Source organism: Telluria sp. RB2R28, assembly GCF_059685835.1.
This window is the reverse complement of sequence record NZ_JCASIK010000009.1, coordinates 112,060-127,958: the sequence shown is the minus strand read 5'-3', so window position 1 is coordinate 127,958 and position 15,899 is coordinate 112,060. Positions and strand designations below refer to the sequence as shown.

Below are 15,899 nucleotides of genomic sequence, written 5' to 3'. Positions count from 1 at the left end.
GGACGCTTTTTAGATATCGTTCCCCCATGGGCCGGGATTATAGCCGCCCGCTGCATTGCCCGCTGCACTGCCCGTAACGCCACGCGTCCATCGGTACGCAATATGGCGGGGCGGACCGCACAGGCTTGTTGCCTGAATGTTCTCCGGTATGATGTACGCCCATGTCGTTTGCACAGGCCTGTGGCCGTTTCCTTTTCGTGACCCTGACCATCCGCCGCGATGCAGCCTGACCTGACCCTGCTGACCCAGGAGCGGCTGCTGCGCGTGCTCCTGGTCAATGCCGGCGAGCCGGACGCGCTGACCTGGTCCGGCCTGTACCAGCCGCTGCGGCTGGCCGCCAAGGTGCTGGGGCCCGAGCGCCTGCACGTCGATGTGCGCAGTCCCGATAAATTCATGGGCGACGCCCAGCGTCACTGGCACCTGGTACTGCTGGTGGCCGACGAGGCCGAAGCGGCGCTGCGCCCGGCCAATCTGCGCGCCCTGGTCGAGCGCTGCCGCGCCGCGCCGTTCTGGGGCGGCGTCGGCGCCGGCGTGCTGTGGCTGGCCGATGCGGGCGTCCTGCATGGCGTGCGCACGGCGCTGCCGTGGGCGCTGTACCCGGACGTCAATGCCCAGGCCGAGCAGGCCCTGCTCACCCCCAATCTCTACGAATTCGACGCCAACCGCCTCACCTGCTGCGGCGGCGCGGCCAGCATCGACTTCGCGCTGACGCTGGTGGACCTGCTGTTTGGCGCGACCGTCCAGGCGCAAGTGAAGGAAACGCTGTGCATCGACCGCGTGCGCGGCCCGGACGAGCGCCAGCGCGTGGCGCTGCAAGCCCGCTTCGGCGCGCTGCAACCGAAACTGTCCGAGGCGGTGGCGCTGATGGAAGCCAATATCGAAGAGCCGCTGTCCACCGACGAAATTGCCCAGCTGGCCGGCATCTCGCGGCGCCAGCTCGAGCGCCTGTTCAAGCAATACCTGGGCAGCCTGCCATCGCGCTACTACCTCGAACTGCGCCTGCGCCGCTCGCGCCAGCTGCTGCTCGACACCAATCACTCGATCGTCCAGGTGGGGCTGATGTGCGGGTTTTCGTCCGGCTCGCACTTTTCGACGGCGTTCGGGGCCTTGTTTGGCAATACGCCGCGCGAAGAGCGGCAGAGGAAGCTGGCGCAATAGTGCCGTCCGGTAGCGTCAAAAATGAAAATGCCTGTCGCACTTCTAAAAGAAGTTGTCGGCCAGCGTTTCTATAATGAATTGATCATGCGGGAGACCTGTCCCGCGCCATTTACATTGATTGGATGAGGAAAAGCCATGAACGCTCAGCTTGATTCGGGTATCGCCACGCGGTCTGTCACCCGCCAGACCTTCGACGACGTCCTGGTCCCGACCTACGCCCCGGCCGCCATGGTGCCGGTGCGCGCATCGGGCCTGGACCTGTGGGACCAGGAAGGCAAGCAGTATCTGGACTTCACCTCGGGCATCGCCGTCACCTCGCTGGGCCACGCCCATCCTGAAGTGAACGAAGCGCTGACGAAGCAGCTCAACACCCTCTGGCACCTCGGCAACGGCTACACCAACGAGCCGGTGCTGCGCCTGGCCAGTGCGCTGACCGAAGCGACGTTCGCCGAGCGCGCGTTCTTCTGCAACTCCGGCGCCGAAGCCAACGAAGCAGCCCTCAAGCTCGCCCGTAAATACGCGCACACCAAGTTCGGTCCGCACAAGTCGCGCATCGTCTCGTGCCTCGCATCGTTCCACGGCCGCACGCTGTTTACCGTGTCGGTCGGCGGCCAGTCGAAGTACACCGAAGGCTTCGAGCCACTGCCACCGGAACTGAGCCACATCCCGTACAACGACATCGAGGCCGCGCGCGCCGCGATTACCGATGATGTCGCGGCCGTGATCGTCGAGCCGATCCAGGGCGAGGGCGGCGTCATTCCGGGCAACCCGGACTACCTGAAAGCGCTGCGCGAGCTGTGCGACCAGACCGGCGCGCTGCTGATCTTCGACGAAGTCCAGTCGGGCATGGGCCGCACCGGCACGCTGTTCGCTTACGAGCAGATGAACGTCAAGCCGGACGTCCTGACGTCGGCCAAGGCACTGGGCAACGGCTACCCGATCGGCGCGATGCTCACGACCACCGAGATCGCCAAGCACCTGGGCGTGGGCAGCCACGGCACGACCTACGGCGGCAACCCGCTGGCCACCACGGTCGCCCTGAAGGTCCTGGAGATCATCAACCAGCCGGCCTTCCTGGCGCGCGTGAAAGAAGCCAACGTGGCGATCATGACGAACCTGCTGCAACTGGCGGCGGACTTCCCGCAAGTATTTGGCCAGCCACGCGGCATGGGCCTGCTCCTGGGCCTGCCGATGGCGGAAACGTCGAAAGGCCGCTCGAAGGACTTCACCAAGATCGCCGAGAAGATGGGCCTGATGCTCTTGATCGCCGGTCCGGACGTCGTGCGCCTGGCGCCGGCGCTGATCGTCTCGGACGCGCAGATCGCCGAAGCGAACCGCATCATGCGCGCCGCCGTGGCCGAATTTTTGGCTGACGCCATTGACGAGCCTGCGGCGCCACGCAAAGAGGCACCCGTGCCTGCACCCGACGCCGCCTGATGCATCGGACCCGCCGGTCGCCTTGAACAAGGCGGCCGGCCGCACGCACTGACCCACAGGGAGACCACATGTATGTTGTCCGTCCGGTAGATCGCGCGGATATCGGCGCGCTCGAAGCGATGGCCGCTATTTCGATGCCGGGGGTGCATACGCTCCCGCGCACGCGCGAAGGCATCAATGCCGCCGTCGAGCGCTCGCTCGCCTCGTTCGCCGCGCAAGTCGATATTCCAAGCGAAGAATCGTATCTGTTCGTGCTTGAAGACCTGCGCTCGCGCGAGGTCGTCGGCACTGCTGCCATTCACGCATCGGCCGGCTCGAACGGCACCTATTTCGCGTTTCGCAACGATGTCATCCAGCAGGTCTCGCGTGACCTGAACATCAGCCACAACGTGCACGCACTCACGCTGTGCTCGGAACTGACCGCCTACTCGCACCTGTCGGGCTTTTTTGTCCGCAACCGCGAGAGCGCGGGCGTCGAGGCGGCGCTGCTGTCGCGCGCGCGCCTGCTGTACGCGATGCTCGCGCCGCACCGCTTTGGCGACCGCTTCTTCGTGCCGCTGGCCGGGCGCGTCGATGCCGATGGCCAGTCGCCATTCTGGAATGCGCTGGGCCGCAAGTTCTTCAAGATGGATTTTCTCGAAGCCGAGCGCCTGATCGAAGGCGCCCGCAACCGCACGCTGATCGTCGAACTGATGCCGCACTATCCTGTCTACGTGCCGCTGCTGCCGGGCGACGCCCAGGCGGCGCTGGGCCAGATCCATCCGGGCGGCCAGATGGCCTTCGACCTGCTGGCGCAGGAAGGCTTTGAAGCCGACGAATACATCGATATCTTCGACGGCGGCCCGATCCTGCAGGCGCACAAGAACGCGCTGCGTTCGTTCGGCGCCTCGCAGCGCCTGCGCGTGGCCGCTGCCGGGCAAGAGTCGCCGAACCACGGCGCGCCGGTGGCCTACGCCGTCGCCAGCGTCGACAACGGCTTCCGGGCCGTGACGCTGCACTGCGCACCGCTCGAACACGGCTCGACGATCGCGCTGCCGCGCGAGGTCCAGCAGGCGCTTGGCGTCGCAGCGGGCGACGAGGTTGTCTGCCTGCGCATCGAAGGAGAAGCATCATGCTCGTGATCCGCGCCGCCAAAACGTCCGACCTGGACGCCCTGATCAATATGGCGCACCAGGCCGGCAGCGGCATGACGACGCTGAAGCCCGACCCCGAGATGCTGGGCCAGCGCCTGGCCACGTCCGAGGCCTCGTTTGCCGAGACCATCCGCCCCGAGCAGCGCGACTACATGTTCGTGCTCGAAGAGCCGCAGGACGGCAGCATCGCCGGCGTCTGCGCGATCAAGGGCGCGGTGGGCCTGACCGAGCCGTTCTACAACTACCGCATCGGCACGCTGGTGCACTGCAGCCGCGAACTGAATGTCTTCACGCGCATGGAGACGCTGTACCTGTCGAACGATCTCACTGGCTCGACCGAACTGTGCTCGCTGTTTCTGCTGCCTGAATACCGCGTGGGCTTCAACGGCAAGTGGCTCTCCAAGAGCCGCTTCCTGTTCATCGCCCAGTTCCAGCAGCTGTTTACCGAAAAGATCATCGCCGAGATGCGCGGCTACCAGGACGAGGGCGGCGATTCGCCGTTCTACGAAGGCCTGGGCCGGCACTTCTTCAAGATGGATTTCAACCATGTCGATGGCTTGACCGCGATCGGCAAGAAATCCTTCATCGCCGAACTGATGCCGCGCCAGCCGCTGTATGTCGATTACCTGCCGCAATCGGCGATCGATGTCATCGGCAAGGTGCACACCTCGACCCAGCCGGCGCGCCGCCTGCTCGAGCAAGAGGGCATGTACTACGAAGGCTACGTCGACATCTTCGACGCCGGTCCCGTGCTGCAGGGCCGCGTGTCGGAACTGCGCGCGGTGCGCGACAGCGTGCTGGCCGTGGCGGCGCAAGGCTTGCCGGCGATCGACGCCGGCGAGGTGGTCGAGGGTGCGCCCAAGGACATCGCCCACGACACCGAACACATGCTGGTGTCGAACACGCGCCTGGACGACTTCCGGATGATCCTCACGCGCGCCGTGCCTGGCGCAGGCAGCGTGGTCCTGAGTCCCGACGAGCTGGCGCTGCTGCGCATCGCCGCCGGCGACAACGTGCGTACCCTGACACTCAATACCAGGAAAAACACCCATGGCTAATCTCTCGAATTACATCAACGGCGAATGGTTCGCCGGCAGCGGCGCCGAACTCGCGACGATCGACCCATCGACCGGCCGCCAGACCTGGACCAGCAATGCCTCGAGCCTGGAAGACATCGCGCGCGCCGCGCAAGCCGCGCACGACAGCTTCGAAGCCTGGGCCCTGACGCCATTGGCCGAACGCATTGCCATCGCCACCCGTTTTCGCGATCTGCTGAAGGACAACGCCGAGTCGCTCGCCGCGACGATCGCCGAGGAAGTGGGCAAGCCCTTGTGGGAAGCGCGCACTGAAGTCGCGACGATGGCCAACAAGATCGACATCTCGGTCCAGGCGCACGCCGCCCGCACCGGCGAGAGCGCAACCAAGGTCGCCGACGGCAACGCCGTGCTGCGCCACCGCCCGCACGGCGTGTTCGCCGTCTACGGACCGTACAACTTCCCCGGCCACCTGCCGAACGGCCACATCGTGCCGGCGCTGATCGCCGGGAACACGCTGCTGTTCAAGCCCAGCGAATACGCACCGCGCACGGCGGTCAAGACGGTGCAGCTGTGGGAGCAGGCCGGTTTGCCCAAGGGCGTGCTGAACCTGGTCAACGGCGGCCGCGACACCGGCATCGCGCTGGGCCAGCAGGCGCTGATTGACGGCGTGCTGTTTACCGGCAGCAGCCAGACCGGCGCCGCGCTGCATAAGCAGTTCGGTGGCCAGCCGGGCAAGATGCTGGCGCTGGAAATGGGCGGCAACAATCCGCTTGTCGTCTGGGGCGTTGAAGACATCGACGCGGCCGTGCACCACACGGTGATGTCGGCCTTCATCTCGGCCGGCCAGCGCTGCACTTGCGCGCGCCGTCTCGTGATCGAAAACGGCGCCGCCGGCGACGCGTTCCTCGCGCGCCTGGTGGCCGTGGCCGCGCAGTTGCAGGTCGGCCCGTCGAACGCCGAACCGCAGCCGTTCATGGGGCCCGTCGTCTCGAGCGCCGTCGCCGCGCGCCTCGTGCAGGCGCAGGAAGACATGGTCGCCAAGGGTGGCAAGCTGCTGCTGGCGATGCGCCAGCTCGACCCGAACACCGGTTTCGTCACCGCCGGCATCGTCGACACGACCGATGCACAGGGCATCCCGGACGAAGAATGGTTCGGCCCCTTGCTGCAAGTGATCCGCGTGGCGAGTTTCGACGACGCGCTGCGCGTGGCCAACGCTACCCAATACGGCCTGGCCGCAAGCCTGCTGTCGCCGTCCGAAGACCTGTGGCAGCGCTTTGCCGTGCGCGCCCGCGCCGGCATCGTCAACTGGAACCGGCCAACCACCGGCGCGGCCAGCTCGGCGCCGTTTGGCGGCGTGGGCAAATCGGGCAACCATCGCCCAAGCGCGTATTACGCCGCCGACTATTGCGCCTATCCGGTCGCCTCGATCGAAAACCCCGTGCTCGACATGCCGGCCACACTGTCGCCCGGTTTGCGCTTCCCGGCCGAAGGAGCGTGACCATGCGCGACGCACGCGAATTCAATTTCGACGGGCTGGTTGGCCCGTCGCACAACTACGCCGGCCTGTCGTTCGGTAACGTGGCCTCGTTCAGCAATGTGCGCAGCAGCTCCAATCCGCGCCAGGCCGCCTTGCAGGGCCTGGCCAAGATGCGCGAGCTGGCGGCGCGCGGCTTTGCGCAGGCGGTAATGCCGCCGCAGGGCCGCCCGAACTTCCGCCTGCTGCGCAGCCTGGGCTTTTCGGGTACCGACGCCGACGTGCTGGCCCGTGCCTACCGTGAAGCGCCGGTGATTCTGGCCTGCGCCTGGTCGGCCGCGCCGATGTGGACCGCCAACGCGGCCACCGTCAGCCCGTCGGCCGACTCGCTCGATGGCCGCGTGCACTTCACGGCCGCGAACCTGAACAACAAGCTGCACCGCTCCGAAGAACACGTGCAGGCCACGCGCACGCTGCGCGCGATCTTCGGCAACAGCGAACATTTCATGGTGCACGACCCGCTGCCATCGGTGCCGGCCTTTGCCGACGAAGGCGCAGCCAACCACACGCGCTTTGCCGCGAGCCACGGCGCCGCCGGCGTCGAGTTCTTCGTGTATGGCCGCGTCGAGTTCGACCCGTCCGCCCCGGCGCCCAAAAAATACCCGGCGCGCCAGACACTCGAAGCGTCGCAAGCCATCGCGCGCCTGCACGGCCTGGACCCGGCGCGCACCGTGTTTGCGTCGCAGAACCCGGACGTGATCGACCAGGGCGTGTTCCACAACGACGTCATCGCGGTCGGCAATGGCAATGTGCTGTTCTATCACGAGCAGGCGTTTGCCGATGAAGCGGGCACGCTCGACGCGCTGCGGCGCGCGCTGGCCGTTGCTGGCACCGAGCTGCATCCGGTGCGCGTGGCAAGCAGTCAGGTCGCGGTCGGCGATGCTGTCGCCAGCTATCTGTTCAACAGCCAGCTGCTGTCCAAGGCGGACGGGCGCATGGCGCTGGTGGTGCCGCACGAATGCCGCGAGAACGCCGCGGTTGCCGATTATCTGGCAGGCTTACTGGCGGGGCGTGGCCCGATCGACGAATTGATCGAATTCGATCTGCGCCAGAGCATGCGCAACGGCGGCGGGCCGGCGTGCCTGCGTCTGCGCGTGGCGCTGACCGATGCCGAGGCGGCCGCAATGCACCAGGGCGTGATCATGACCGAGGCGCTGTATGCGCAACTGGTTGCGTGGGTCGAACGCCACTATCGCGACCGCATCGAGACGCAGGATCTGATGGACCCGCAGCTGGCGCTGGAATGCGCCGCTGCGCTGGAAGAACTCACACGCATCCTCGGCTTGCCGGGGCTGTACGACTTGTAACAGCAGGATTCGGGCGGGTAATCCCTGTCCATATAAAGCAAGGCAGCGCCATGCCACGAGCTGCGGCGCGCCAGGCACACAACTTTGGAGAAGCAAGATGAAAGATATGCCCAACGATTTGCGCGGCCAGACGCTGGCGCTGATCAACGAGAACGGTTCGGCCAATCAATCGGCCGGCAGCGCGCAGGTCAATGCCTTGATCGCCGCCTGGCTCGAGTCGCTCGACGACGAAGACCTGGCCGGCACCGCGCCGCACAGCCTGGCGCCCGTGCTGGTCGACGGTTTCTCGCAGCTGGCCCGGCGCACTGGCCCCGGCGCGCAGATCGCCACGATGGGTTACTCGGACGGCCGCGGCGGCAAGGCCACCGCACTCTTGATTCTCAACGATGACCGCCCGTACCTGGTCGACTCGTTCGTCATGGCACTGCGCAAGGAGCGCATCGTCGCCGCCGGCGTCATGAACGCCGTGCTGCCGGTACGCCGCGACGCGAGCGGCGCGCTGGTTGCCATCGGCGAAGCGGGCAGCCCGCTCGAATCCATCGTCCTGTGCCTGCTGAACGACGAACTGCAGTACGAAGAACTCGACAAGCTGACCGCGCGCATCCGCATGGTCGCCAACGACGCCGCCACCGTGCAGCGCGACGCCGTCGCCATGGGCGACCGCATGACCGCCGTGGCCGCGGCCGCTGCCGCCGCCGGCACGCCGGACGGCCAGGAAGCCGCCGCGTTCCTCGAATGGGCCAAGAACGAAGGCTTCGAGCCGTTTGGCTACGCCTACTACGTCGTCAAGGCAGGCGAGCGCGAACTCGAACGCGATCTGGGCAGCCGCATCGGCGTGCTGAAAGACACCGCGCATCCGGTGTATGGCGATTGCCTGGCCAGCATCCCGGGCGACCTCGATACGCTGTCGCGCCGTGCTGACACGCTGTCGATCGTCAAGGCCGACGTGGGCGGCACGCTGCACCGCGACCAGCCGCTGGACTTTATCGGCGTGCGCGACACCGACGCGCAGGGCCGCATCCTGGGCGAGCATTGCTTCATTGGCCTGTTCACCCGCGCCGCCACGTCGACCCCGCTGGCGCGCCTGCCGTTCGCCCGTGGCCGCGTGGCCAAGGTGCTCGGCATCGCCGGCGTGCGCCAGGAAGGCTTCCGCGCCGAGAAATTCATCGAGATCCTCGAATCGCTGCCGCGCAACGAAGCGCTGGAAGCCGAGCCGGAATGGCTGGCCGAAGTCTGCAGCGCCGTGGTGTCGCTGTACAAGCAGCCACGCGCCAAGGTGTTTGCACGCCGCGACGTGTATCGCCGTCACCTGAACGTGCTGGTGTACCTGCCGCGCGAGCGCTTCAGCGCCGCCGTGGCCGCGAGCCTGGCAGCCGCCCTGAAGGACAGCTCGGGCGCGCGCGACGTCGACGTCCAGACCCTGGTGGCCGATGGCCCGCTGGCACGCGTGTACCTGATCGCGCATGCGGCCCGTTATCCGCTCGACCTGGAAACCGATCTGCAGGCGCCGCTCCTGGGCGTGCTCGATGGCTGGCATGACCGCTTTGCCCAGCTGACCAACAGCGTCGATGAAAGCCGCCTGCGCAGCCTGATGCGCAAGGTGGTGCCAACGCTGCCGGTGAGTTTTGTCTCCGCCACTGCGCCCGAAACGGCGTTCCGCGACGTGCACGCGCTGCTGACGCGCTGCCGTCCGGATCGCGTGACTGCGCGCATCGAGCAGGATGATGCTGCCGGCACCTCGATCCGCCTGTATTCGAGCGAAACCGTGCCGTCGCTGTCGCGCATCCTGCCGGCCCTGCAGAACGCGGGCATCGCGGTCGACCGCGAGCAGACCTTCCGCCACACGGGCCTGGATGGTGTGCGCCGCTACGTGACCGCGCTGTCGGTCGACGCCGAAAGCGCCGCCAAGCTCACCAAGCCTGGCATCGGCAAAGTGGCCGAAGAACTGTTCTCGGCCCTGTTCAACGACGAGGCCGAAGATGGCCGCATGAACGGCCTGACGATCGAAGGCGGCCTGTCGCTGCGCGAAGTGCAGCTGGTGCGCGCGTATATCAGCTACTGGCGTCAGCTCGGCTCGAAGTTCTCGGTACGCTACATGGCCGAAACGCTGCGCGCCCAGCCTGGCCTGGTCAAGGAATTCGTCAACGGCTTCATGCAGCGCTTCGATCCGGCCCTGACCGACGAACAACGCAACGAAGGCAGCAGCGCGCTGTACCTGCTGAAGACCAGCCTGCCGGGCGTGAACCATGCCGACACCGAAGAAATCATGGCGGCGCTGATCGACCTGGCGCTGGCCACCGTGCGTACCAACTACTTCCAGAACAGCGGCGAAAAGATCATCTTCAAGGTCGACACGAGCGACCTGGCGCTGGCGCCGGAGCCGCGGCCGTTCCGCGAAATCTATGTGTTCTCGCGCCGCTTCGAAGGCGTGCACCTGCGCGGCGGCCCGGTCGCCCGGGGCGGCCTGCGCTGGTCGGATCGCATGGAGGACTACCGCACCGAGGTGCTGGGCCTGGTGAAGGCGCAGATGGTGAAGAACGCCGTCATCGTGCCGGCCGGCTCGAAAGGCGGCTTTGTCTGCAAGCAGATGCCGAAGGATGCAGCGCGCGACGTGGTCGCCGCCGAGGGCGAAGCCGTCTACCGACTGTTCATCGCCAGCCTGCTGGAAGTGACCGACAACCGTGTGCGCGGCGAGATCGTGCCGCCAGAGGCGACCGTGCGTCACGACCAGGACGATCCGTACCTGGTGGTGGCGGCCGACAAGGGCACCGCAACATTCTCGGACATCGCCAACAGCATCGCCGTGCAGCGCGGCTTCTGGCTGGGCGACGCGTTCGCGTCGGGCGGCTCGAACGGCTACGACCACAAGAAGATGGGCATCACCGCCAAAGGCGCGTTCGAAGCGGTCAAGCGCCACTTCTATGAACTGGGTCACGACCTGGCCAACAACCCGATCACGATGACCGGCGTGGGCGACATGTCGGGCGACGTGTTCGGCAACGGCGTGCTGCTGTCGCGCCAGCTGAAACTGGTGGCGGCGTTCGACCACCGCCATATCTTCCTGGACCCGACGCCGGACGTCGAAGTCTCGTTCAAGGAACGCGAGCGCATGTTCGCGCTGCCACGCTCGTCGTGGGAAGACTATGACAAGAGCCTGATCTCGGCCGGCGGCGGCGTGTACCCGCGCAATGCCCGCTCGATCGAACTCTCGCCACAGATCCGCGAGGCGCTGCAGATCGAAGAGACGTCGCTGCCGCCACAGGAACTGATGCACCGCATCGTCAAGGCGCCGGTCGACCTGTTCTACAACGGCGGCATCGGCACCTATATCAAGGCCTCGACCGAGACGCACGCGCAAGTGAAGGACCGCGCCAACGACCAGATCCGCGTCAACGGCAATGAGCTGCGCTGCAAGGTGGTGAGCGAAGGCGGCAACCTGGGCGCGACCCAGGCCGGCCGCATCGAGTTCGCGCTCGCCGGTGGCCGCATCTTCACCGATGCGATCGACAACTCGGCCGGCGTGGATTGCTCGGACCATGAAGTCAACGTCAAGATCTGGCTCGACACCGAAGTCAATGCCGGCCAGTTGTCGGAAACCGACCGTAACCGCACGCTGAACGAAATGACCGGCGAGATCGAGCGCCTGGTCCTGCGCGACAACACGCTGCAGACGCATTTGCTGACCCGTGAAGTGCAGGCGCAAGCCACCGGCGCGGTGGTCGACGGCTACATCGCCCTGATCGCCAACCTGGAAGCCGAAGGCGCCGTCTCGCGCGAGCTGGAGCAGCTCCCGAGCGACGCCGAACTGCTGCGCCGCAAGGCGCTGGGCCTGGGCCTGACGGCGCCGGAACTGGCCGTGGTCATCGCCAACGTCAAGAACCGATTCAAGCGCACGCTGGCTGCACTGCCGCTGACCGGTGAAGTCTGGGCCGATTCGCTGCTGCGGCCTTACTTCCCGGCGCAGCTGGTCGCCACCCGCGATCCGCTGGACCATCCGCTGGCCAACGCCATCCTGGCCACCGTGCTGGCCAACGAAGCCGTGAACCGCTGCGGTCCGCTGATGCTGCGCGACCTGGCGCTGGAACACCGCATCGACGACACCGAAGTCGTCAAGGCATGGGCCAAGGCCTGGGCTGCGCTGCACTTGGCGCCGGTGTTCGATGCGCTCGACGCCGACGCCCTGGTGGTGCCGCGCGACGTGTCGGTCTCGGTTGACAACCGTACCCGCGCGCTGCAACGCGCCACGATCGAAGGCGTGCTGTCGCTGCCGCCAGGCTCGCAAGGCCTGGACGAACTCTCGACGCTGTTCGCCGAAGCCGACGAGAGCGCAGCGGCCAAGTTCCGCTCCGAGGCCGATGGCCATACGGGCCTGCCGCCACAGTTCGCGGCTGCCTGGAAGGCCGTCGAGATCATCGAGTCGCAAGCCTCGTTCCTGTTCGCGGCGGTCTCGGTGCCACGACCAGAGGGCATGTCGCTGCTGCAGTTCCTGCAGGTGGGCACCTTGCTGCGCCAGCAGGTCGGCATCGACACGCTGGAACTGGGCCTGAAGCTGCCGGCACAGAGCAAGTCGCAGGAACAGCTGCGCAACTACGCGCTGCAGTCGCTGCGCCGCGCGCAACAGCGCCTGCTGCTGCAGGTGATCGAGCATGCGGGCCACAACGGCAACGACATGCAGGCAGCGGTGGACGAAGTGACTGCCGCGCGCGGCTTGACGGGCTTTGCCCCGCCGACGGAGCTGGAACAGGCGATGCTGGACGTGTGGGCGCTGTCGGAAGGCCTCTCGCCAGAACGCCTGGCTGCATAAGATGAGTGCTGCATCCGTAGCAGGGTTGCCGGAAGCGGTGCGCGCACTGGCCGAAGCCGACTTCGGCGCGGTCGCGCAGCGCTTTCGCGATGCCGGCTTTGTCGTCGGGTTGCCGGCGTCGGGCATCCTGACGGTGCGCGCCGCAAGGCCGGACGCCGATCGCCCCAGCGTGCTGGTGTCGGTCGGCGTGCATGGCGACGAGACGGGGCCGATCGAGATGGTGGCGTATCTGGTCGACGCGCTGTCGCGTTCCGCCAGTGCGCTGGCGGTGGACCTGATGCTGTGTGTCGGGCATATCGACGCCATCCGCGCCGGCAAGCGTTTCATCGACGCGGACCTGAACCGGATGTTCCGCGCCGAACGCGGCTCGCTCGCCGGGACGTTCGAGGCAGGGCGCGCCGATGTACTGATCGAGGCGACCCGCGCGTTTTTCGAGGGCAGCGGCCCGGCGCGCTGGCACCTCGACCTGCACACGGCAATCAGGCCGTCGCACTATCCGATGTTCGCGATCGTGCCGGAACTGATTGCGGATGCGGCGCGCGAAGGCTTGATGGGGTGGCTGGGCGAGGCGGGGATCGAAGCGATCATCATGAATCCTGAATCGGCCGGCACCTACAGTTACTTCACGGCCGAGCATCTCGGCGCGGCCAGCAGCACGGTCGAACTGGGTCGTGTTGGCACGCTGGGGCAGAATGACCTGTCGCAGTTTGCCGCCGCATCGAGCGCGCTGGATCGTCTGCTGCGCGGGCAGCCGGCGCAGCCAGCGACGACTGCGCCGCGCGTGTTCGCAACGGCGCAGTCGATCATCAAGCTGTCCGACGCGTTCAGCATGCGCGTGGGGCGCGAGACCTGGAACTTCACGCCGATGCACAAGGGCGACGTCATCGCGCAGGATGGTGCAACGACCTACACGGTGCAGCACGACGAAGAACTTGTCGTGTTCCCGAACCCGGATGTCCGGGTGGGACTGCGCGCCGGGATCATGGTGGTGCGGATCGGTTAAGACCACTCGGGCTACGGCCCGAATGGCATTCCCGTTCAGTTAACACAGCCGGGGTCAGGTCTGACATTCGGACACGACCTCAGCCTTAGCCACTTCCAATGGCGTGTTGCCCGGTATTGGCATGGCCCGGTGCCAGCTGATTTCCACTACCTGATTGTCGAGGTCGTGTCCGAATGTCAGACCTGACCCCCGCTTTTTTTGGTCGACGACACGAATTTTCATGTCGGGCTAGACTGGTGCTCTTGATATGCAGGAGCCACCATGACCATGCTGTTTTCACCGTACTCGCTCGGCCCCCTCGAGCTGTCCAACCGTATCACCATCGCCCCGATGTGCCAGTATTCCGCTGTCGATGGCCTGGCCACCGACTGGCACATGATCCATCTGGGCAGCCTGGCGCTGTCCGGCGCCTCGCTCATTACCCTTGAAGCCACCGCCGTGGTGCTGGAAGGCCGCATCTCGCCAAATGACCTGGGCCTGTGGTCCGATGCCCATGCCGACGCGCTGGCGCCGGTTCTGGCAGCGATGCGTCGTCATTCACCGATCAAGATCGGCATCCAGCTGAGCCATGCGGGCCGCAAGGCGTCGACGAACGTGCCGTGGGAGGGTGGAGCGCAGATCGCACCCGACGCCGCCAACGGCTGGCAGACCGAAGGCCCGTCCGCCATCCCGCATACCGAGGGCGACGCCGCGCCGCTGGCGCTCGATGCCGCCGGCCTGGCGCGGGTGCGTGACAGTTTCGTTGCCGCTGCACGCCGCGCACACGCGCTGGGTTTTGACGCGATCGAGCTGCATGGCGCCCACGGCTACCTGCTGCACCAGTTCCTCTCGCCGCTGGCCAATCACCGCACCGACGCATACGGCGGCTCGCTCGAGAACCGCATGCGCTATCCGCTGGAAGTCTTCGCCGCCGTGCGCGCCGCCGTACCGTCGATGACGCTCGGGATGCGGATCTCGGCCACCGACTGGGTCGATGGCGGATGGGACCTCGAACAAAGCGTGCGCTTTGCGCGTGAACTCGAGCGCATCGGCTGCGACTTCATCCACGTCTCGAGCGGTGGCGTGTCGACCGCCCAGAAGATCCCGGTGGAGCCGGGCTACCAGATCGGCTTCGCCGAACGGATCAAGCGTGACACGGGCCTGCCGACGATCGGCGTGGGCCTGATCACCGAGGCGCGCCATGCCGAAGCGATTCTGCAGGCGGGCCAGGCGGACGTCATCGCCCTGGCGCGCGCGATGCTGTACGACCCGCGCTGGCCATGGCACGCGGCGGCCGAACTGGGGGCGCAGGTGAGCGCGCCGCCGCAGTACTGGCGCTCGCAGCCGCACGAATTCAAGACGCTGTTCGACACCACGCGGCTTGGCAAGGGCTGACACGGTTCGCGCCCGGGGCATGCAGTCCACGGCGCCGTTTTTGCAGTTCGTCGCATGCAGCACGTTGGGGGGGCAGGGCGGTTGGTAGAGTGCCATCACCCGAACAACAACCTGTCAGGACTGCCATGCGTACCCTCATCGCCCTTGCCGCTCTTGCTGCCCTTGCCGGCTGCGCCATCATCGTCGCGCCGCAGGATGGCAGCGACATGCGCTTTCATACGTCGTGGAGCAGCGGGACGACGGAAGGGAACGGTGTCGCGGCGCGCGATGCCCGCGCCATCACGGCGTTGCCGGCGCTGGACGTGAGCGGCGCGCTGCCGGTCGATGTGCGCGTGGGTCCGGTGGCGTCGCTGGTGGTGGAAGCCGACAGCAACCTGCTGCCGCTGATTCGCACCGAGACGCAGGGCGACACGCTACGCATCTGGTCCGAGCAGAACCTGCGCAGCAAGACGCCGCTACGCATCATCTACACAACGCCACGCCTGACCGAGGTGCGCGCGTCGGGCGCGACCCGCGTCGACGTGGGCGGCCTGAATGGCGCACCGCTTGACGTGCGCAAGAGCGGTTCGGCCAGCGTGACCCTGGCCGGCACCGCCGGCAACCTGCATGTGCGCGCGAGCGGCTCCGGTCTGCTGGATGCGGCCCGGCTCACCAGCAATAGCATCGATGTCACGCTGTCCGGGTCGAGCCGGATGCGCGTCGGGCCCGTGAACGGCGAGGTCGCGCGCATGGAGCTGAGTGGATCGAGTTCGCTCGAGGCCAGCGGTGCGGTGCGCTCGCTCAACGCCCGCGTGAGCGGCTCGGCCAGCGCCGATCTGGCGGGCCTGACGACGCAGGACGCCGACCTGGGCGCGAGCGGCGCCGGCAGTATCCGGGCCACGGTCAGGCAGTCGCTGTTTGCCCGTACCTCGGGCTCGGGCGGCATCCGCGTGTATGGCCAGCCGGCCCAGCGCAGCATGACGGGCGAGCGCATCCACCTGCTCGATTGAGGTCTTGTCGCGCGTGCAAACAAAATGTCTTCAGCGACAGCAGAGTCCCCTATAATCGCAGCTTCGTTTTGAGACTGCGTTTGGGGACTGCTTACCGGCGGCATCGAACGCGATTGCAACCGC

The 15,899-nt window shown here is 66.7% G+C and carries 10 protein-coding genes; all 10 read left to right on the top strand.

The features are described from left to right. Window positions 1-219 precede the first annotated feature (219 nt). The 10 genes from AC56LV_RS23580 to AC56LV_RS23535 all read left to right on the top strand — a co-directional run bounded on the left by AC56LV_RS23580 (window position 220) and on the right by AC56LV_RS23535 (window position 15,776). Window positions 220-1,158 carry a GlxA family transcriptional regulator gene (locus tag AC56LV_RS23580; protein WP_499561283.1) on the top strand — a complete coding sequence of 313 codons (939 nt, stop codon included), beginning with the start codon at window positions 220-222 and terminating at the stop codon, window positions 1,156-1,158. A gap of 135 nt (window positions 1,159-1,293) precedes the next feature. Continuing rightward, window positions 1,294-2,595, top strand: coding sequence for an acetylornithine/succinyldiaminopimelate transaminase (locus AC56LV_RS23575; protein WP_183555995.1), 1,302 nt, complete (start codon window positions 1,294-1,296; stop codon window positions 2,593-2,595). A gap of 68 nt (window positions 2,596-2,663) precedes the next feature. Continuing rightward, window positions 2,664-3,716, top strand: coding sequence for an arginine N-succinyltransferase (locus AC56LV_RS23570; RefSeq protein WP_499561281.1), 1,053 nt, complete (start codon window positions 2,664-2,666; stop codon window positions 3,714-3,716). Beyond that, on the top strand, window positions 3,707-4,786 hold the full coding sequence (astA, locus tag AC56LV_RS23565; protein WP_183555997.1) for an arginine N-succinyltransferase: 1,080 nt from the start codon (window positions 3,707-3,709) through the stop codon (window positions 4,784-4,786). The genes AC56LV_RS23570 and astA overlap by 10 nt, the downstream gene beginning before the upstream one ends. Then, a complete protein-coding gene (gene astD / locus AC56LV_RS23560; protein ID WP_499561279.1) occupies window positions 4,779-6,263 on the top strand; it encodes a succinylglutamate-semialdehyde dehydrogenase in 1,485 nt (494 codons plus the stop codon). Before astA ends, astD begins: the two co-directional genes overlap by 8 nt. Window positions 6,264-6,265: 2 nt before the next feature. Then, the gene (astB, locus tag AC56LV_RS23555) at window positions 6,266-7,606 is read left to right on the top strand and encodes an N-succinylarginine dihydrolase (RefSeq protein WP_499561277.1); all 1,341 of its coding nucleotides are present in this window, start codon (window positions 6,266-6,268) and stop codon (window positions 7,604-7,606) included. Between the two features lie 97 nt (window positions 7,607-7,703). After that, complete coding sequence (locus AC56LV_RS23550) at window positions 7,704-12,410, top strand: NAD-glutamate dehydrogenase domain-containing protein (protein ID WP_499561275.1); 4,707 nt, start codon at window positions 7,704-7,706, stop codon at window positions 12,408-12,410. Between the two features lies 1 nt (window position 12,411). After that, window positions 12,412-13,413 (top strand): succinylglutamate desuccinylase, encoded by a 1,002-nt coding sequence (locus AC56LV_RS23545; RefSeq protein ID WP_499561273.1) that lies wholly within the window; start codon window positions 12,412-12,414, stop codon window positions 13,411-13,413. A 261-nt stretch (window positions 13,414-13,674) separates the two neighbouring features. Next, the gene (locus AC56LV_RS23540) at window positions 13,675-14,787 is read left to right on the top strand and encodes an NADH:flavin oxidoreductase/NADH oxidase (RefSeq protein ID WP_499561271.1); all 1,113 of its coding nucleotides are present in this window, start codon (window positions 13,675-13,677) and stop codon (window positions 14,785-14,787) included. A gap of 125 nt (window positions 14,788-14,912) precedes the next feature. Then, window positions 14,913-15,776 carry a head GIN domain-containing protein gene (locus tag AC56LV_RS23535; RefSeq protein WP_499561269.1) on the top strand — a complete coding sequence of 288 codons (864 nt, stop codon included), beginning with the start codon at window positions 14,913-14,915 and terminating at the stop codon, window positions 15,774-15,776. Window positions 15,777-15,899: the final 123 nt, after the last annotated feature.